Genomic DNA, 17,004 nt, shown 5'->3' on the forward strand with positions numbered 1-17,004 from the left:
GACTGCGACCGGATCAGCACGAGACCACGCGGCAGGGTTCAGGGGAGGATACGGATGCGGGTACTGGTCACAGGCGGTGCCGGGTTCATCGGCTCGCACTACGTCCGACAGCTGCTGGGTGGCGCGTACCCGGCCTTCGCCGAGGCGGAGGTGACGGTGCTGGACAAACTCACCTACGCGGGCACCAGGACCAACCTCGAACCGGTGGCCGACAACCCCCGGCTTACCTTCGTCGAAGGCGATATCTGCGATCCCGAGCTGGTGCGCAAGCTCATGTCCGGCCAGGACGTGGTGGTGCACTTCGCGGCCGAATCGCACGTGGACCGCTCCATCCTGGGCGCGGCCGACTTCGTGCTGACCAACGTGCTGGGCACGCAGACCCTGCTGCAGGGCGCGCTGGAGGCCAACGTCGGCCGGTTCGTGCACGTCAGCACCGATGAGGTGTACGGCTCCATCGAGTCCGGCTCGTGGACCGAGGAGCACATCCTGGAGCCCAACTCGCCGTACTCGGCGTCCAAGGCCAGCTCGGACCTGCTGGCCCGCTCCTACTTCCGCACCCACGGACTGCCGGTCTGCGTGACCCGCTGCTCGAACAACTACGGTCCGTACCAGTTCCCGGAGAAGGTCATCCCGCTGTTCGTGACCAATCTCATCGACGGCAAGACCGTGCCGCTCTACGGCGACGGCCTCAACATCCGGGACTGGCTGCACGTGGACGACCACTGCCGGGGCATCCAGCTGGTCGCCGAGGGCGGCCGGGCGGGTGAGATCTACAACATCGGCGGCGGCACCGAGCTGACCAACAAGGAGCTGACCGGGCTGCTGCTGGAGGCCACCGGCAAGGACTGGGGCAGTGTGACTCCGGTCACCGACCGCAAGGGTCACGACCGGCGCTACTCGGTGGACATCACCAAGATCAGCACCGAACTGGGTTACGCGCCGCGGGTGCCCTTCACCGAGGGCCTGGCCCAGACGGTGAAGTGGTACCGGGACAACCGCACCTGGTGGGAAGCGCTCAAGCAGCGCGCTGAGCTGGCCAAGGGCTGAGCCGGTGCCTGGACTGGGACTGCTCGTCACCGGCGGCCGCGGTCAGCTCGGCACCGACCTGGCCGCTCTCGCGTCCACAAAGGACGGTTGGCTGACGCATGCGCCCGGCTCGGCCGAACTGGACGTCAGCGAGGCGGACGCGGTCGAGGACGCGGTGCACGGGATCGCCTGTGCGGCCAGGGACGCGGGCCTGCGCCCGGTGGTGATCAGCGCGGGCGCCTACACCGCGGTGGACGCCGCCGAGACCGACGAGGACCGGGCGCTGGCGATCAACGGCACCGGCGCCGGGCTGCTCGCCAAGGCCTGTGCGGCAAGGGATGTGCCGCTGATCCACCTCTCCACCGACTACGTCTTCCCAGGCGACGGCACCCGGCCGTACGAGCCGAGCGACGCCACCGGGCCGCGTTCGGCCTACGGGCGGACCAAGCTGGCCGGGGAACGCGCGGTGCTGGACTCGGGCGCACTGGCCTACGTGGTGCGCACCCAGTGGGTGTACGGCTCCACCGGCAAGAACTTCGTGCGCACCATGGTCCGGCTGGAGTCCAGCCGGGACACACTGTCCGTTGTGGACGATCAGGTGGGCTGCCCGACCTGGACCGTGGACCTGGCATCCGGCCTGCTGGACCTGGCCGTGCTGGCCACCGGCCCGAACCCGCCGGAGCAGCGGCTGCTGCACTGCGCGGGCGGCGGGGAGACCACCTGGTACCGGTTCACCCAGGCCATCTTCACCGAGCTGGGCGCGGATCCCGAGCGGGTCAGGCCGTGCACCTCGGCCGATTTCCCCAGCCCGGTCAAGCGCCCGCCGTACTCGGTGCTCTCGCCGAAGTCCTGGGAGTCGGCCGGACTGACCCCGCTGCGCCCCTGGCGTGAGGCGCTGACCGCCGCGTTCGCCGAGCAGGGCGAGCGGTTCCGCACGGCCTGAGCCACCCACTTGGGCAAACTGGTACGCCCACTTGGGCAAACTCGGCGTACCAGTTGGCCCAACTCGTCGGATTGGTTGTACGGCGGGTGTTGTAGCCGGGGCGTACGGCGTGTGTCGACCGGGGTCGGGGGCCGGGTCGGGGGTTGACCCGATGTCCGGCGGGCGCGGCCGGATGACGCTGGGGGCATGGCGAAATCCGGGGCGCAGCGGGCGCGGAACCTGTTGGTGTGGCTGCATGTGGTGAGTTCGGTCGGCTGGATGTCGCTGGCGCTGACCTTGTTCGCGCTGGTGACCTACGGCATCGGCGTCGAGGATCCCGGACTGCGGCTGGCCGCGTTCCGGATGGCCGAGGTGCTGGACCTGCGGGTGTTGCAGATCCTGGCGGAGACCTCGGCGTTCACCGGGTTCATGCTCTCCGCGCTGACGCCATGGGGCTACTTCCGGCACTGGTGGGTGCTGATCAAGTTCGCGATCACCCTGCTACAGCTCTACATCGGCATCTTCATCCTCAGCGCCAACCTGCACGACTCGGTGCTGGCCGCGGAGACCGGCGGGCGCGGTCCGGCGGTGTGGCTGGCGGTGGCCTCGGCCTTCATGGTGGGCGGAATCGCTTTCCAGGCCTGGCTTTCGGTGGCCAAGCCGGGCAAACGGACGCCGTGGACGCCGCCGGGCAAGCAGGCTGCCGCGCCGGTTTCGCACCTCTACGCGGCCGGCGCGGTGCCGCCGGTGGCCTACCTGGCCGGGCAGTTCCTGCCCTGGGCGACGCCGTTGCTGATGCTGGTGGTGGTGCTCTGGTACTCGATCCGGCGCGGGGTCAAGCTCCGGGCGCCGGCCAGGTGAGCCACGAGGGGCCCGACCGGCGCCCCTGGGGGTCAGGCGCCGGCCGGGCTGGTCAGATGGTCGGCGGGAACATGCCCGCGCGGCCCAGCAGCGCGGGTACGGGCCTGCCCAGGCGCTGGGCGAGCCAGCCTGCCGTGTCGGCCACCGCGATCATGTCCACGCCGGTTGCGATACCCATTCGTTCCAGTGCGTAAACCACGTCTTCGGTGGCGATGTTGCCCGCCGCGCCGGGGGCGAACCGGCAACCCCCGAAGCCACCAGCGGAGACATCCAGCACCCTGACCCCGGCCTCCACCGCGGCGATCGCGTTGGCATACCCAGTGTTGCGGGTGTTGTGGAAGTGGCAGCGCAGCCGGATCCCTGGCGCGGCCGCGCGCACCTCGGTGATCATCGCGCGTACCTGGTCCGGGGTGGCCACGCCGAGGGTGTCGGCCAGGGACAGTTCGGCGGGGCCGGTCGCGGCCACCTTCGCGGCCAGTTCGGCCACCGCGGCCCGCGGCACCTCGCCGGCGAACGGGCAGCCGAAGGCCACCGCGATGCCCACCGAGACCGGCACCCCGGCCGCCAGTCCGGCCTTGGTCACCTCGGCCAGTTCGGCGAGCAGCTGGGCCTGGGAGCGCTTTTCCTGCCGTTGCGCGAAATCCTCGGTGGCCGGCAGTACGAACTGGGCCTCGTCCAGGTAGGCCGCCGCCTGCTGCAAGGCAGCCCGGTCCGGCACCAGCGCGCCGTAGCGCAGGCCGGGCAGCCGGGGCAGCGCGCTGAGCACCTGCTCGGCCGCGGGGGAGAACGGCGGGCAGAACGAGGCCGCCTCGATCCGCCGCAACCCGGCCGCGGCCAGGCATTCCACCAGCTCGATGGTGTCCACCGCGGACAGCGCGAGACCGCCGCCGGCCAGTCCGTCCCGCGGCGCGACCTCGACCAGCTCAACAGCGTCCACAGACGGCTCCATGTATACAAAGCAAACGTTCGAGCGGAGCATCCAGGCGCTGACAACTTGTGTCAAGTTGCTGCATCGCTCTAGTTTGCATACAAAATGATGCAGCTTGCATTTCGGAGCGTGACCAGTGGCGCTGGCGGCGGAGAAGGCGTACCAAACCCTGCGCGCGGGCATCCTGGACGGCACCCACCAGCCGGCTCAGCGCCTGGCCGAGGTCGAGCTGGCCGAGGGCCTCGGCCTGTCCCGCACCCCGGTCCGGGAGGCGTTGCGGCGGCTGGAGGTCGAGGGCCTGGTCGAGCTGGAGCCGCACCGCGGCGCGCGGGTGGCCCAGTGGACCCGCGCCGACGTGGAGGAGCTGTACGACCTGCGGATGCTGCTGGAGTCCTTCGTGGCCGCCCGCGCCGCGACCCGGATCGGCCAGGGCGCGCTGGCCCGGCTGGCCCAGCTCCGCGACATCATGGCCGCCGCGGCGACCGCGGGCGCGGCGCAGGACCTGACCAGGGTGGCCGAGGCCAACTGCGAGTTCCACACCATCATCGGCGCGGCCGCGGCCAGCCCTCGGGTGCTGACCATGCTGACCACGGTGATCGAGATGCCGCTGGTGCTGCGCACCTTCCACGACTACCAGCCGGCCGAGCTGGCCCGCAGCCTCTCCCATCACCGCGAGCTGGTGGACGCGCTGACCGAGGGGGATCCGGACTGGGCGGAGGCGGTGATGCGGGCGCATGTGCTGGCCGCGAAACGGGTTCTGCTCCGGGTGTATACCAGGTAGACCGGCGTGGGATGGCGGCGGAAGTCCTTGCGCGGCAGGCGCGTAGGGTCCTCTAGGGTCCTGGGACAAGGATGGCGACAGGGTGGGGCACAGGGAGAATTCGGTGGGGGGCTTTCGACTCGGGGTCGACGTCGGAGACACGTTCACCGACGTCCTGCTGGTCGACGAGCGCACCGGCGCGGCCTTCCGCGCCAAGATCCCGACCACCCCGCACAACCTCGCGGTGGCCGTGCTCAACGGCATCCGGGACACCTGCCGCGCGGCCGGGGTGGACCCGAAGCTGATCGGCCACGTGCTGCACGGCGGTTCGGTGGCCAGCAACGCGATCCTGCAAGGCAGCGGCGCGCGGGTCGGCCTGGTCACCACCAGCGGCTTCCGCCAGGTGCTGCAACTGGCCCGCAGTTACGCCGCCGAACCGCTGGCCCGCCCGGAGGACACCGTCGAGGTGATCGAGCGGATCGGCCCGGACGGTTCGGTGCTGCTGCCGCTGGACACCGGCGCGGCCCGGATCGCGTTGCGCCGCCTGCGCGCGGCCAGGGTGGAGGCGCTGACCATCTCGCTGCTCAACGCCGGGGTCAACGACCGGCACGAGCGGCTGCTGGGCAGGCTGGCCGCCGAGGAGCTGCCCGGGGTGCCGGTGTCGCTGTCCGCGCACGTGCTCACCGAGCCGCGCGAGTACGAGCGCACGGTCTCCGCGGTGGTCAACAGCTATCTGCGCCCGCAGGCGAGCCGGGCGGTCCGGGATCTGGAGACCGCGCTGGCCGCGGCCGGGATCACCGCGCGGATCTCGGTGCTGCGCAACGACGGCCGGGCCACCGCGGCCGGGCACGCCGCGGAACGCCCGATCGCCGCGGTCTCCTCCGGCCGGGCCGGTGGGCTGCTCGGGGCCGCGCACTTCGCCGGGCTGGCCGGGTTCACCGACTTCCTCAGCCTGGACCTGGGCGGCAGTTCGGCCGATGTCGCGCTGGTGCGGGACGGGCGGCCGCGGATCGACCGCCAGACCGCGGTCGGCGACCTGACCCTGCGCGCCACCGGCGTGGACGTGCATACGGTTGCCCTCGGCGGCGGTTCGCTGGTCCGGGTGTCCAAGAGCACCATGGAACTGCGCATCGGCCCGGCCTCGGCCGGCGCGCTGCCCGGCCCGATCTCCTACCGCAACGGCGGCACCAAGCCCACCGTCACCGACGTCAACCTGGCCCTGGGCTACCTGCCGGAGGCCATCGCGGGCGGCCGGATCCGCTTGGACCTGGAAGGCGGCCGCAAAGCGGTGGCCGCCTTGGCCGACGCCCTCGCTCTGCCCACCCCTGAACGCGCGGCGGGCGAAGTCCTGGCCCTGGTCAACGACAAGCTGTTTCGGGCCCTGCGCCTGGTCAGCGTCCGCAACGGCCACGACCCCAAGGACTTCCCCCTGGTCGTCTTCGGCGGCGCGGGCCCCCTGCACGCCAACGCCCTGGCCCGCATCACCGGCACCTGGCCGGTCATCGTCCCCCCATCCCCCGGCACCCTCGCCGCCTACGGCCTGGCAGCCACCGAACCCAGCGAAGAGGTAGTAGCCGCCCCCGGCCTCGCCGGCGCAGGCCCGGCCCGCCTACGCGCGGTCCTCGCTGACCTGATCCACTCCGCCGGCGACCGCCTGGCCGCCAGAGGAATCCCGCGCACCGAGTTGAAGGCCCAGGCCGACATCACGCTCTGTCTGCCCGGCGGCCGCAACACCGAACTGCTGGCCGACCTGGACAGCTCAGTGCTGAGCGCCGGAGACCCACGCGGCGCACTGGGCATCCCCCCAGAGGCCGAAATCGTGGAACTACGCGTGATCGTCCGCGGCCCCCGCCCCCCACTGCTCACCCACGAGCCCCTACCCGGCCGCAAGAACCCAATCCCGGACGCCCTCCTGCGCACCAAGAAGATCATGGTCGACTCAACCCTGGTAGCCGCAGACGTCTACGACCGAACCAAGTTGTTGGCAGGCAACATAATCCCCGGCCCCGCCCTGATCGTAGAACCAGACTCAACCACCCTCGTACAACCAGGCCACGCGGCAAAAGTCCACCCCAGCGGCTGCCTGTTGATCAACCCCGAATAGCCCAAGCAGCCAAACGCAACCACCACAACTTGTTGCGAAAAGGCGTGGCGCGCAGCGACACGGCGAGCCTTTAACCAGCGGCGGGGTACCGATTTTTCGCGTTGCCTTGTCGTGCGTCCGACGCATCCGAAGCTTGCTTCGCGTGCGGCGGATGCACGACGAGGCGACTCAGAGCGAAAAATCCAGCGTGCGGAGCACGCCAATCCAACACAGCCTCGCTGACCGGGCTCGAACCGGTGACTACTCGGTCCTGAGAGCCGAGCGCTCTACCACTGAGCTACAGCGAGTCGGACTTTCCACAGTGACACAGGACTACTCGGTCGCGCCAGAACTTCGCCCGATCGGCCGCCCGCTGAAGAATCCGGACCGGCGCAGCACCTGTGCCCAGGCCGGATCGGCGATGCTGACCCCGTGCACCAGTTCCGGGGTCGGGGTGAACTCGGCGACTCCGTCCGCGGGCCGGGGCGCGGTCCAGCCGGACAGGCGCGGGTCCAGGCCGACCCGGGCGCAGACCTCCTCGACCTTGGCCCGGCCGCATTCCACGTGTCCGTCCAGCACGTCCCAGGGCAGGGGCAGGCCGGCCCAGACCGCGGTGTCGGGGGACAGGTCGGCGCCTGCCGCGTGCCACTGCACCAGGTCGGCGGCCATCAGTCGCATCGCCTTGCCGGGGCAGGCGATCTCCAGCAGTCGTTCGGTGCCGGTGGCGGCCAGGCAGGACAGCCAGGCCGCGCGGGCGGCGTTGTAGCCCTGGGCGAGCAGGTTCCAGGTGCTGGAATCGTTGCCTCGGCGCACAACCATCCGCACGCGATCAAAGCCGCCGGTGCGCCACATCCGTCCCAGCAGGGTCGCGGCCTGGTGCATCACCGCTGACCAGCGGCCGAGCAGTTCGCCGCGCTGGGCGTCGTCGAGCCGGTAGAGCACCTCCTGGCTGGGCAGTACGAGTGCGATCATCGCCCAGTCGGTCGCGGCCCCGCGTTCGCAGCGGGCCAGCAGCGCGTCGGCGATCTGGTCGAACGGGTTGGCCCGCCCGGCCAGGGAGAACTCGCGGCGCAGGTTGCGCCGGGCGGTGTAGTAGGCGATGAAGCAGGCCGCGTCCTCATCGGCGCGGAAGCGGGCGAAGTCCAGTTGTCCGGCGAATCCGGAGCGGCCCAGCATCACCAGCCGCCGTTTGAACTGCTCGTGTTCGAGTTGTTTCGCCTTGGCCGCCAGCCGGTGCAGCGCGCGCCAGCGCCGGTTGTACTGCCGCGCGGTGATCTCCATCCCGGCCCGCTGGCGTTCCTGCCGGTCCAGCCGGTGGGCCAGGAAGTCGGCGTGGTCGGTGTGCCAGCCCACGGTCTCGCCGAGGGAGTTGGCCACCGCGCGCAGCGCCTGCGGGTCGTCCGGGTTGACCGCGGGTGGTTCGGGCAGGCCGAAGACCTTGGCCGCGCAGGCCAGTTGCGCGGTGCCGCCGACCGGGCGGGCGAAGTCCTCCGGCATGGAGGAGAAGTAACCGTTGCCCCGGCCTTTGGCCGCGGCGACCCCGAGTAACGCGGACTCCGCCGCGGTGAGCTTGCCGCCGAGCGCCTGGAGCACCAGTTCGGCGACGTCCTCGGGACGGTGCCGTTCGTCGAGGGAGGCGTGCAGCTCCTTGAGCGCCGACTCGGCTTCCTCGCCTGGGGTCATGGCCTCCATGCTGGCAGCATCACGGCACGCTCACGAGGACTTTCACGTGCCTGGAACGCGTTTGGAGCAACGGGTTACTCCGTCGTGACAGCTCTGTCACACGCGCCTTGGCAACGCCGTAGTCAGCGCCTGCCCGCCGCCTGCCGGTAGGCCGCCACGGTCTCCTCGGCACAGCGCCGCCAGGTGAACTCCGAGGCGTGCGCCCGCCGTTTGGCCAGGGTGTCCGCTGACACGCCATCGTCCAATGTGGACGACAGGGCCGCGGTGAGCGCTTCCACGTCGCCGAACGGGACCAGGGTGGCCAGTCCGCCGGCCACCTCGCGCAGCGCGGGCACATCCGAGCACACCACCGGCACGCCGCAGGCCATGGCCTCCAGCACCGGCAGGCCGAAGCCCTCGTCCCGGGACGGCAGCACCAGCAGCGCGGCCCCCGCGACCACCCGGCGCAGGTCCAGCTCGGAGAGGTACCCGGTCCGGATCACCCGGTCCGCCGCGCCACCGACGGTGTCGGTGCCGGGGCCGGCGAGTACCAGTGGCGGCAGTTCCGGATCGGCCGCGTGCGCGGCGACCAGGCTGGCCAGGCCCTTGCGCGGGCCTTCGGCGCCGACGAAGAGCAGGTACTGCTCGGGCAGGCCGAGCCGTCGCCGCAGGTTCTCACTGGGCGCCCTGGCCACGAACCAGGCCGGGTCCACGCCCAGCGGGGTGACCTTGATCCGTTCCTTGGGCACGCCGAGGCGTTCGCTCACCGTCTCGGCCACCGCGTGCGTCGGCGTGCACACCACGTCGGCGCGCTTGGCCGAGCGCCGGACCAGTTCGGGCAGGTCGGACTCGCTGGCCGGGATCTCCGCGGGCGCGTCCAGGAAGGCCAGGTCGTGGATGGTGAGCACACTGCCGGCGCGCAGCGAGGGCGGCAGCACGAAGTTGGTCGCGTGCACCACGTCGGTGAATCCGGCGAAGACCTCGATCGGCGGCAGCGGCGAGCGCAGCCAGGCCGCGCGCAGCAGCCGGGCCGGCACCGGCAGGCCGCGGGCACGCACCCCGTGCGGCACGGCCGAGCGCAGCGCCCGCCAGCCGCGCAGGGTGAAGGCCACCGCGCGAACGTCCACAGTGGACATCGAGGCGAGTTCCTCGGCCAGTGCGGAGGTGTACCGGCCGACCCCGGTCCGGTCCCCGAGCAGCGGGTTGCCGTCCAGCAGCACCCGGAGCGGCTTCACGTCAGCGTTTCCTCTCACTGGCTTCTCTCGTCCCCGCCGCGCAGCCGGTCCTTGGCCAGCCGCGCCAGCCGCCCACCGGCCCGGCGGGCGACCTCGCCCGCGCCACCGGCGTTGAGGTACTCGCGGAACAGGCCCAGGTCCCGCCGCAGTCGCTGGCTTGAGTTGAGCGGGGGTGTCCTGGTCAGCGGGGAGCTGGCGGAGAGCCGGTCGGCGGCCGGGCGCGGGTTGCGGCAGAACTCCACCAGCGGCGCCAGCGCGTTCTCCCAGGTGAACTCGTCCCGGATGGCGGCGATCCGGTCCCGGCAGGCCGCGGCGAACTCGGTGTCGTAGAGCACCAGGTCCAGCGCCTCGGCCAGTTCCGCCGGGTCCTCGGCCGGGACGACCAGGCCAAGGCCCTCGGCGCGCACCAGGTCGGCGAAGGAGTCGCCGTCGGTGGTCACGATGGGCAGTCCGGCCCACAGGTAGTCCAAAACCCTGGTGCGGAAGGCGAAGGTGGTTTCCACGTGCTCGAAGTGCGTGGTGACCCCGCAGTCGGCGTCCAGCAGGAAGTTCTGCCGCTGGTGGTAGGGCACCCAGCTCTCGTTGAAGAACACGTGCCGGTTGACCAGGCCGAGCTGGTGCGCCAGCCGCCGGGTCTCCGCGGTGATGCCCATCTCCGGCACGTCCGGGTTCGGGTGGCGCATGCCGAGGAAGAACAGCCGGAGGTCATCGCGCTTGTGCCGCAACAGATCCACCGACTGGATCAGGGTCAGCGGGTCGAACCAGCTGTACACGCCACCGGCCCACAGCACGACCTTGTCCGACTCGCCGATGCCGGGCGCGACGCCGCGGATGCCGCGGCCGTTGCGCTCCGGCGGCTTGCCGGGCAGGCCGAAGGGAGCCACCGCGAGCAGGGACTGCACGGTCGGGTCGGCGTCGTAGAGCGCGGGGGTGAGCCTGCCCAGCGCCATCAGGTTGCCCAGCCAGAAGTGCCGCTGGCGTTCGGAGGCACAGAGGAAGAAGTCACCGCGCTGGAGCTGGGCGTTGAGCACCTTGGTGACGCCGATGACGTCCTTGGCCCGGCGCTCGTCGTCGTTGTCCTTGCTCTGTTCCAGCAGTTCCAGGTGCATCGGGTCGTAGACATCGCAGACCACGATCTTGGTGGAGTCCTTGCGCTTCAACGAGGGCACCAGTTCCAGCACGTGGCCCTGCAGCACCACCACGTCGGCCCAGTCCACGTGCTGCGGCAGATCCCGTTGCGGCGCCTGCACAACCGCGAACGGCGCGGGCGGCGGCGCGAAGGACTTGTTGATGCTGACCAGCCGGACCTCGTGCTCGCCTGCCAGGGTCAGCGCCATGTTCCAGGCCCGGATCGCCGGTCCGGCCATCCGCTCGGCCACCACATCGCCGGTGATCACCAGGATCCGCCGCGGCCGCCCGAACACCTCGTCCAGACCGAAGGCCTTGACCAGCACCTCGTGCGCGGCCAGGTAGCGCGGCAGCGGGTAGGCGGGCTCCATCGCCTTGCGCATCAACGGAAGCAGGTCGTGATCGGTGCACCTCCTGGCGGCCTGTTCCTCGGCCCGTGAGGGGCCGAGCGAGGGCAGCAGCTCCACGAACTGGTCGATCGCCAGGAACCCCGCCAGGGTCTCCCGGGAGATCTGCACCGGCGCGTCGTCCTCGGCCCGGTCGGCCGGGCGGCGGGTGATCTCCAGCTGGGTCGGGTCCAGTTCGCCGCGGGCGGTGGAGCGGCGCACGGCCAGGGCCAGCGCGGCGGGCAGCACCTTGGCCAGCGAGGCGTCGGAGAGGTTCTTGTAGAGCATCGCCAGCGCGTTGCGCTCCAGCAGGTAGTGCTCGCGGGCGGAGTGCACGCCGGACATGGAGGCGTGGTGCCGGTGGTAGGTCAGCGAGCCGGGCTCGTAGCGCACCCGCCAGCCCCGCAGGTTGAGCCGCCAGCCGAGGTCCACGTCCTCGTAGAACATGAAGAAGCGCTCGTCGAAGCCGTGCAGCGCGCGGAACAGGTTGGCCCGCACCAGCAGCGCCGACCCGGTGCCGAAGAGCACATCGCGCGGGGCGTCGTGCGAGCCGTCGTCGGGTTCTCCGGCGTGCCGCTTGTAGCCCATGCCGAACCAGGTGAGCCCGCCGTCGACGAAGTCGATGGCCTTGCCATCCCAGTCCAGGACCTTGCTGGCCACCGCGCCCACAGTCGGTTCCGCGCGCAGCACCGCGACCGCGGCCCGCACCCACTGCGGATCCGGCCGGGCGTCGTTGTTGAGGAAGGCCAGAACCTCGCCGTGGGAGTGCTCGACGCCGAGGTTGCAGCCACCGGCGAAGCCCAGGTTGGCCGGGGCGCGCACCAGCATGACCCCGTCCGCCTCGGCCTCGATCCGCTCGGCCGAACCGTCGCCGGAGGCGTTGTCGACGCAGATCAGCTGGAGTCGTTCGGTCGGGTAGTCGAGCTGCTCGCGCAACGCCCGCAGGCAGGTGATGGTGTCCTCGGCGCCGCGGTAGTTGACCACCACCACCGACACCAGGGGCAACTCCGCCACGTCCCGACTCCTCCCCGCAGACTGCGCGAACTCGCTAAGCCTGCCTCATCCGATGTTGATCGTAGGTACGGCCCGCACCCAAACGGTGTCAATCACACCTAGACGCGCAACCGTCCGTCTAGCTAACGTAGACGCATGTCCGTGGACGAGACCCTGCTCGCCGCCACCCGCGCCGCCACCGAGCAGTGGCGGGCCGCCCAGCGCGCCACCGAGGCGGCCAAGGCCGAGTACCAGCGCTCGATCCGCCGCCTGCACCTCTCCGGCGCCTCCCTGCGCGAGATCGCCGACGCCCTGGACCTGAGCCACCAGCGGGTGCACCAGCTGGTCGAGGCCGCGGGCGGCGTCCCGGACTGGCGCCCCAAGAAGACCCCCTCCGGCCTGGCCTGCTCCTTCTGCGCCACCCCGGAGGAGGAGTGCGGCCGCCTGGTCGCCGGCCCGCAGGTCTTCATCTGCGACAGCTGCGTCAACCAGGCCCAACTCGTCCTCGCCGGCCACTCCAGCCGCCTCGACCAGGCCGCGGGCCGCTTCACCTGTTCCTTCTGCGCCAAACCCGCCACCGAGACCGGCCCACTGGCCACCGGTCCCGGTGTGCGGATCTGCGGCGGCTGCGCGAACTTCGCCGCCGAGGTGGTTGCCGCCACACTGGGCGGGTGAACTGGCCGAGGTGCTGCGTGCCGACCTCGGCTAAGCCCGCCCGGCCCAGTCGTGCCACAGCACCTTCCGGTTCCCGTTCACCCCACGCCGCTCCCGCAACGTCGCGGGCAACCGCCGCAACACCTCCCCGAGCACCCCAACCCGTAACCCCACCCGGAAATTCGGCGCCCCCGAAGAATCCTTGCGCACCAACAACTTCAGCGTGAGCAGCCAGAACCGCACCAACTGCCACCCCGCCACCACCGCGGGCGCGCAACGCAACAGCATCAGCAACCGGTTGCGCTCATTCCACCGGTGGAACCGCGGCGACCCCGGCATCGAACTCGCCCCATGCCGGTGCCACACCACCGCCGAGGGCACGCTCACCACCCGCCACCCGGCCAGTCGCAGCCGCCACGAGGTGTCGGTGTCCTCGTAGTAGCAGAAGAAGTCGCCCGGCACCCCGCCCACCGAGCGCAGCACCTCGGTGCGCAACAGGGCCGCGCCGCCGCAGAAACCGAACGGCTCGCCGACCTCGATGCGATCCGCGCCGTGGCCATCCGCGGTGAGCCGCACGCCGAGGGACTGCACCACCCCCGCCTCGGTCACCAGGCGGGAGCTGGCGGCGGCGGCCTTGGGGTCGGCGTCCAGTGCCGATTCCAGGGCGGCCAGCCAGCGGGGTTCGGGGGCGGCGTCGTCGTTGAGCCAGGCCATGTAGGGTGTGTCGACGATGGAGAGGGCGGATTCCAGCGCGCCGGCGTAGCCCACGTTCTCGTCCAGGCGGAGGATGGTGCCGGCCATCGGGTGTTCGGCCAGCAACTGGGCGGTGCCGTCGTCGCTGGCGTTGTCCACGATGATTGTCCACAGTGGACGGGTTTGCGCGGACAGGGCGTCCAGGCAGTCCACGATGTGGTCCCGGCCGCGCCAGGTGACGACGACGACCGTCGTGCGGGGCTGCTGCGACATGCGGTGGACGTTAATGCGTCGGCGACGTGGCAGGCTGACCGGATGCCCGAGCTAGTCGTGCTCACCGAACAGCTGCTCGCGCCCGTCCCCGGCGGCACCGGCCGCTACACCAGGGAGCTGGCCGCGGCGCTGGCGGCGACCGCGCCGGCAGGCTGGGAGGTGACCGGGGTGATCGCCCGGCATCCGGATCCGACCGCGGCGGTGATCCCGGGGGTGCTCGGGCCGCGGATGCTGCCGTTGTCGCGGCGGGCGCTGACGCTGGCCTGGCAGTACGGGCTGCCGCTGTGGCCGGGCGGGGACTCGGTGCACGCGCCGACCCCGCTGGCCCCGGCCGCCCCGCGCCGTGGCCGCGGACTGGTGGTCACCGTGCACGACACCGTGCCGTGGACGCATCCGGAGACCCTCACCCGCCGCGGGGTGGCCTGGCACCGGTCGGTGATCGGCCGGGCGGTGCGCCGGGCGGACGCGCTGGTGGTGCCGACCGCGGCGGTGGAAACCGAACTCGCCCGGTTCGTGCCGGGGCCGGCCAGGGTGCACGTGGTGGGGGAGGGGGTGGCGAGCGTGCTCACTGAGGCCATCCCGGCCGATTCGGCCACCACGATCGTCCGGCGGCTGGGGTTGCCGGCGCGGTACGTGCTGGCTGTCGGCACCGTGGAACCACGCAAGGGCATCGACGTGCTGATCGAGGCGATGGCGCACTCGACCGCGCCCGAGCTGCCGTTGGTGCTGGTCGGGCCGCCTGGCTGGGGCGGGGTGTCGGTGGGCGAGCTGGCCCGGCGGCACGGGCTGGCGCCGGAGCGGCTGGTCGTGCTCGGGCGGATCAGCGACCGGGAATTGTCCGTGGTGCTCGGCCGGGCCACCGTGCTGGCCGCGCCCAGCCGGGCCGAGGGCTTCGGGCTGCCGGTGCTGGAGGCGATGGCCGCCGGGGTGCCGGTGGTGCACTCGGACGCGCCCGCGCTGGCCGAGGTCGCCGGGGGAGCCGGGATCACCGTGCCGCGCGGCGACGCCACGGCGCTGGCGGCGGCGTTGCGGCAGGTCACCGGCGATCCGCGGCGGGCGGCCACGATGGTGGCAGCGGGCAGGCGGCGGGCCGGGCGATACGGCTGGCGAGCCGCGGCCGAGGCGGTCTGGCGGGTGCACGTTGAGCTGCACCGGCGTCCCACTCGCGGGTGATCAAGGGCGCGGTGACCAGCTACTAAACCTGAGAAGTTCGCATTCCAGCAATGCGTTGTTCGGGCTGGCCTTAGTCTGCATGGGTGGCGCAAGCAGAACCCAGCGTGTTGATCGACGCGACGGCCGTCCCGGCGGACCGTGGTGGCGTCGGTCGGTACGTGGATTCGCTGGTCGCCGCGCTGGACGCGGACGGGGCCCTGATCAGCGTGGTCTGCCAGCCCAGGGACGCCGAGCTGTACCACCAGATGGCCCCCGGCTCCCGGATCGTGGTCGCCACCGAGTCGGTGGCCACCCGCACCGCCCGGCTCACCTGGGAGCAGAGCAGCCTGCCGGTGCTGGCCAGGCGGCTCGCGGTGCAGGTCGTGCACTCCCCGCACTACACCCTGCCGCTGGTCAACCCGGTCGCCTCGGTGGTCACCCTGCACGACGCCACCTTCTTCACCGACTCCGCGCTGCACTCCCCGGTCAAGTCCCGCTTCTTCCGCGGCTGGACCAGGGCCTCGCTGCGCCGCGCCGAGGTCTGCGTGGTGCCGTCCAAGGCCACCGCGACCGAGCTGGTGCGGGTCGCCGGCGCGGACCGGCGGGTGCTGCAGGTCGCCCCGCACGGGGTGGACACCGACCGCTTCCACCCGCCCGCGCCGGAGGAGGTGGCCGCGGTCCGCGCCGAACTGGACCTGACCGACACCCCCTATGTGGCCTTCCTGGGCGCGCTGGAACCACGCAAGAACGTGCCCGCGCTGATCCGCGGCTTCGCCAGGGCCTGCCGCGGCCGGGCCAACCCGCCCGCGCTGGTGCTGGCCGGCCAGCCCGGCTGGGACACCCATGTGGAACGCGCGCTGGACTCGGTGCCGCACCGGCTGCGGGTGATCCGGGCCGGGTATGTGCCCTTCGAGCGTCTCTCCGGCCTGCTCGGCGGCGCTGACCTGGTCGCCTACCCGAGTCTCGGCGAGGGTTTCGGGCTGCCGGTGCTGGAGGCGATGGCCTGCGGCGCGTGCGTGCTGACCACCCGGCGGCTGAGCCTGCCCGAGGTCGGCGGCGACGCGGTCGCCTACTGCGGGGTCGGCGCGGGCGACATCGCCGCCGCGGTGGCCGAGCTGCTGGACGACCCGGCCCGCCGCGCCGGGCTGGCCACCGCCGCCCAGCAACGAGCCAAGGACTTCTCCTGGCAGGTCAGCGCGGTCAAACACCGCGAGGCATACGCCAGGGCGGACGTGCTGCACCGCCGGGGCCGCTGAGACGGCAGAATGTCTCGGCGTGGCCGAGCAGAAGCAGTACGGAGATCGCCTCGCCGTCATCACCGTGACCTACTCGCCCGGCAAGACGCTGGAGCGGTTCCTGGACACCCTGGACGAGGCGAGCAGCCAGTCACCGGTGACCGTCGTGCTGGCCGACAACGGCTCGGTGGACGGCGCGCCCGAGCAGGCCGCGGCCGAGCGGGAGCACGTCCAGCTGCTGGTCATCGGTGAGAACGTCGGCTACGGCACCGCGGCCAACCGCGGCGTGGTCCAGCTCCCGGACGAGTACGGCTGGGTCGTGGTCGCCAACCCGGACCTGGAATGGGGCCCCGGCTCCCTGGACACCCTGCTGGAGGCCGCCAAACGCTGGCCCCGGGCGGGCGCCTTCGGCCCCCTGATCCGCGAACCCAACGGCGAGGTCTACCCCTCGGCCCGCCTGGTCCCGTCCCTGGGCCGCGGCGTGGGCCACGCCCTGTTCAGCAAGATCTGGCCGGGCAACCCGTGGACCCGCGCCTACCGCCAGGAGGACCGCGCCGTCGGCGAACGCCCGGCGGGCTGGCTGTCCGGCTCCTGCCTGCTGCTGCGCCGCGAGGCATTCGACTCCATCCACGGCTTCGACCCCCGCTACTTCATGTTCTTCGAGGACGTCGACCTGGGCGACCGCCTGGGCAAGGCAGGCTGGCTGAACGTCTACGTCCCGGCGGCCGAGGTCATGCACATCGGCGGCGTCTCCACCGCCAAGGTCAAACCCAAAATGCTGGCCGCCCACCACGACAGCGCCTACCGCTTCCTCGCCGACCGCAACCCCGGCCCCCGCAACGCCCCCCTCCGCCTGGCCATCAAACTCGGCCTGTCCCTCCGCCTCAAACTCGAAACCCGAGGCACCCCCCGCCCATAACCACCAACCAGCCGTACGACGACTCTGTTGGCGAATTGGATGGGGGTGTCGGCCGGGTGATCACCCGGGCTAACCTCGGTCAGCATGGTGCTGC

Annotated in this window: 14 protein-coding genes and 1 tRNA gene; 9 read left to right on the forward strand and 6 right to left on the reverse strand. The window is 71.7% G+C overall.

The features are described from left to right. The first annotated feature begins 54 nt into the window (after positions 1 to 54). From rfbB to MZC64_RS11205, 3 genes are all read left to right on the forward strand, one after another. Entirely contained in the window at positions 55 to 1,047 is a 993-nt protein-coding gene (gene rfbB / locus MZC64_RS11195; protein ID WP_185001713.1) for a dTDP-glucose 4,6-dehydratase, read from the forward strand. A gap of 4 nt (positions 1,048 to 1,051) precedes the next feature. After that, positions 1,052 to 1,969 (forward strand): dTDP-4-dehydrorhamnose reductase, encoded by a 918-nt coding sequence (gene rfbD / locus MZC64_RS11200; protein ID WP_247763368.1) that lies wholly within the window; start codon positions 1,052 to 1,054, stop codon positions 1,967 to 1,969. Between the two features lie 186 nt (positions 1,970 to 2,155). Beyond that, on the forward strand, positions 2,156 to 2,809 hold the full coding sequence (locus MZC64_RS11205) for a hypothetical protein (RefSeq protein ID WP_247763369.1): 654 nt from the start codon (positions 2,156 to 2,158) through the stop codon (positions 2,807 to 2,809). A gap of 52 nt (positions 2,810 to 2,861) precedes the next feature. Here the strand turns inward: MZC64_RS11205 and MZC64_RS11210 are convergent, their stop codons facing one another. Further along, positions 2,862 to 3,746: a hydroxymethylglutaryl-CoA lyase gene (locus tag MZC64_RS11210; protein ID WP_247763370.1), complete on the reverse strand. Its 885-nt coding sequence runs from the start codon at positions 3,744 to 3,746 to the stop codon at positions 2,862 to 2,864. Between the two features lie 127 nt (positions 3,747 to 3,873). Here MZC64_RS11210 and MZC64_RS11215 point away from each other — a divergent pair, with 127 nt between their 5' ends. Then, positions 3,874 to 4,518, forward strand: a complete 645-nt coding sequence (locus MZC64_RS11215) for a GntR family transcriptional regulator (protein WP_247763371.1) — start codon at positions 3,874 to 3,876, stop codon at positions 4,516 to 4,518. Positions 4,519 to 4,621: 103 nt separating this feature from the next. Continuing rightward, a complete protein-coding gene (locus MZC64_RS11220; RefSeq protein ID WP_247763372.1) occupies positions 4,622 to 6,601 on the forward strand; it encodes a hydantoinase/oxoprolinase family protein in 1,980 nt (659 codons plus the stop codon). 213 nt (positions 6,602 to 6,814) lie between these two features. On the opposite strand, the gene MZC64_RS11225 is transcribed toward MZC64_RS11220, so the two are convergent. The 4 genes from MZC64_RS11225 to MZC64_RS11240 all read right to left on the reverse strand — a co-directional run bounded on the left by MZC64_RS11225 (position 6,815) and on the right by MZC64_RS11240 (position 12,005). Beyond that, positions 6,815 to 6,888, reverse strand: a tRNA-Glu gene (locus MZC64_RS11225). A 25-nt stretch (positions 6,889 to 6,913) separates the two neighbouring features. Continuing rightward, positions 6,914 to 8,263 (reverse strand): hypothetical protein, encoded by a 1,350-nt coding sequence (locus tag MZC64_RS11230; RefSeq protein WP_247766256.1) that lies wholly within the window; start codon positions 8,261 to 8,263, stop codon positions 6,914 to 6,916. Between the two features lie 122 nt (positions 8,264 to 8,385). Then, entirely contained in the window at positions 8,386 to 9,477 is a 1,092-nt protein-coding gene (locus MZC64_RS11235) for a glycosyltransferase family 1 protein (protein WP_247766255.1), read from the reverse strand. A 14-nt stretch (positions 9,478 to 9,491) separates the two neighbouring features. Further along, positions 9,492 to 12,005 carry a glycosyltransferase gene (locus tag MZC64_RS11240; RefSeq protein ID WP_247766254.1) on the reverse strand — a complete coding sequence of 838 codons (2,514 nt, stop codon included), beginning with the start codon at positions 12,003 to 12,005 and terminating at the stop codon, positions 9,492 to 9,494. 135 nt (positions 12,006 to 12,140) lie between these two features. Here MZC64_RS11240 and MZC64_RS11245 point away from each other — a divergent pair, with 135 nt between their 5' ends. After that, positions 12,141 to 12,659: a ClpX C4-type zinc finger protein gene (locus tag MZC64_RS11245; RefSeq protein WP_247766253.1), complete on the forward strand. Its 519-nt coding sequence runs from the start codon at positions 12,141 to 12,143 to the stop codon at positions 12,657 to 12,659. Between the two features lie 30 nt (positions 12,660 to 12,689). Here MZC64_RS11245 and MZC64_RS11250 read toward each other — a convergent pair whose 3' ends face one another. After that, complete coding sequence (locus tag MZC64_RS11250; RefSeq protein ID WP_247766252.1) at positions 12,690 to 13,604, reverse strand: glycosyltransferase family 2 protein; 915 nt, start codon at positions 13,602 to 13,604, stop codon at positions 12,690 to 12,692. A gap of 42 nt (positions 13,605 to 13,646) precedes the next feature. On the opposite strand from MZC64_RS11250, the gene MZC64_RS11255 reads away from it, so the two are divergent. The 3 genes from MZC64_RS11255 to MZC64_RS11265 all read left to right on the forward strand — a co-directional run bounded on the left by MZC64_RS11255 (position 13,647) and on the right by MZC64_RS11265 (position 16,910). Further along, positions 13,647 to 14,777 carry a glycosyltransferase family 1 protein gene (locus tag MZC64_RS11255; RefSeq protein WP_247766251.1) on the forward strand — a complete coding sequence of 377 codons (1,131 nt, stop codon included), beginning with the start codon at positions 13,647 to 13,649 and terminating at the stop codon, positions 14,775 to 14,777. Between the two features lie 104 nt (positions 14,778 to 14,881). Next, entirely contained in the window at positions 14,882 to 16,012 is a 1,131-nt protein-coding gene (locus MZC64_RS11260) for a glycosyltransferase family 1 protein (RefSeq protein ID WP_247766257.1), read from the forward strand. Between the two features lie 19 nt (positions 16,013 to 16,031). After that, positions 16,032 to 16,910 carry a glycosyltransferase family 2 protein gene (locus MZC64_RS11265; protein ID WP_247766250.1) on the forward strand — a complete coding sequence of 293 codons (879 nt, stop codon included), beginning with the start codon at positions 16,032 to 16,034 and terminating at the stop codon, positions 16,908 to 16,910. Positions 16,911 to 17,004: the final 94 nt, after the last annotated feature.

The organism is Crossiella sp. S99.2 (genome assembly GCF_023094165.1).
Taxonomy (GTDB): Bacteria; Actinomycetota; Actinomycetes; order Mycobacteriales; family Pseudonocardiaceae; genus Crossiella.

What these genes read in the sequence shown, in the direction of transcription:
- rfbB (WP_185001713.1), top strand. Translation starts at nt 55, where the DNA reads ATGCGGGTACTGGTCACAGGCGGTGCCGGGTTCATCGGCTCGCACTAC.
- MZC64_RS11205 (WP_247763369.1), top strand. Translation starts at nt 2,156, where the DNA reads ATGGCGAAATCCGGGGCGCAGCGGGCGCGGAACCTGTTGGTGTGGCTG.
- MZC64_RS11230 (WP_247766256.1), bottom strand. Translation starts at nt 8,263, where the DNA reads ATGACCCCAGGCGAGGAAGCCGAGTCGGCGCTCAAGGAGCTGCACGCC.
- MZC64_RS11250 (WP_247766252.1), bottom strand. Translation starts at nt 13,604, where the DNA reads ATGTCGCAGCAGCCCCGCACGACGGTCGTCGTCGTCACCTGGCGCGGC.
- MZC64_RS11255 (WP_247766251.1), top strand. Translation starts at nt 13,647, where the DNA reads ATGCCCGAGCTAGTCGTGCTCACCGAACAGCTGCTCGCGCCCGTCCCC.
- MZC64_RS11245 (WP_247766253.1), top strand. Translation starts at nt 12,141, where the DNA reads ATGTCCGTGGACGAGACCCTGCTCGCCGCCACCCGCGCCGCCACCGAG.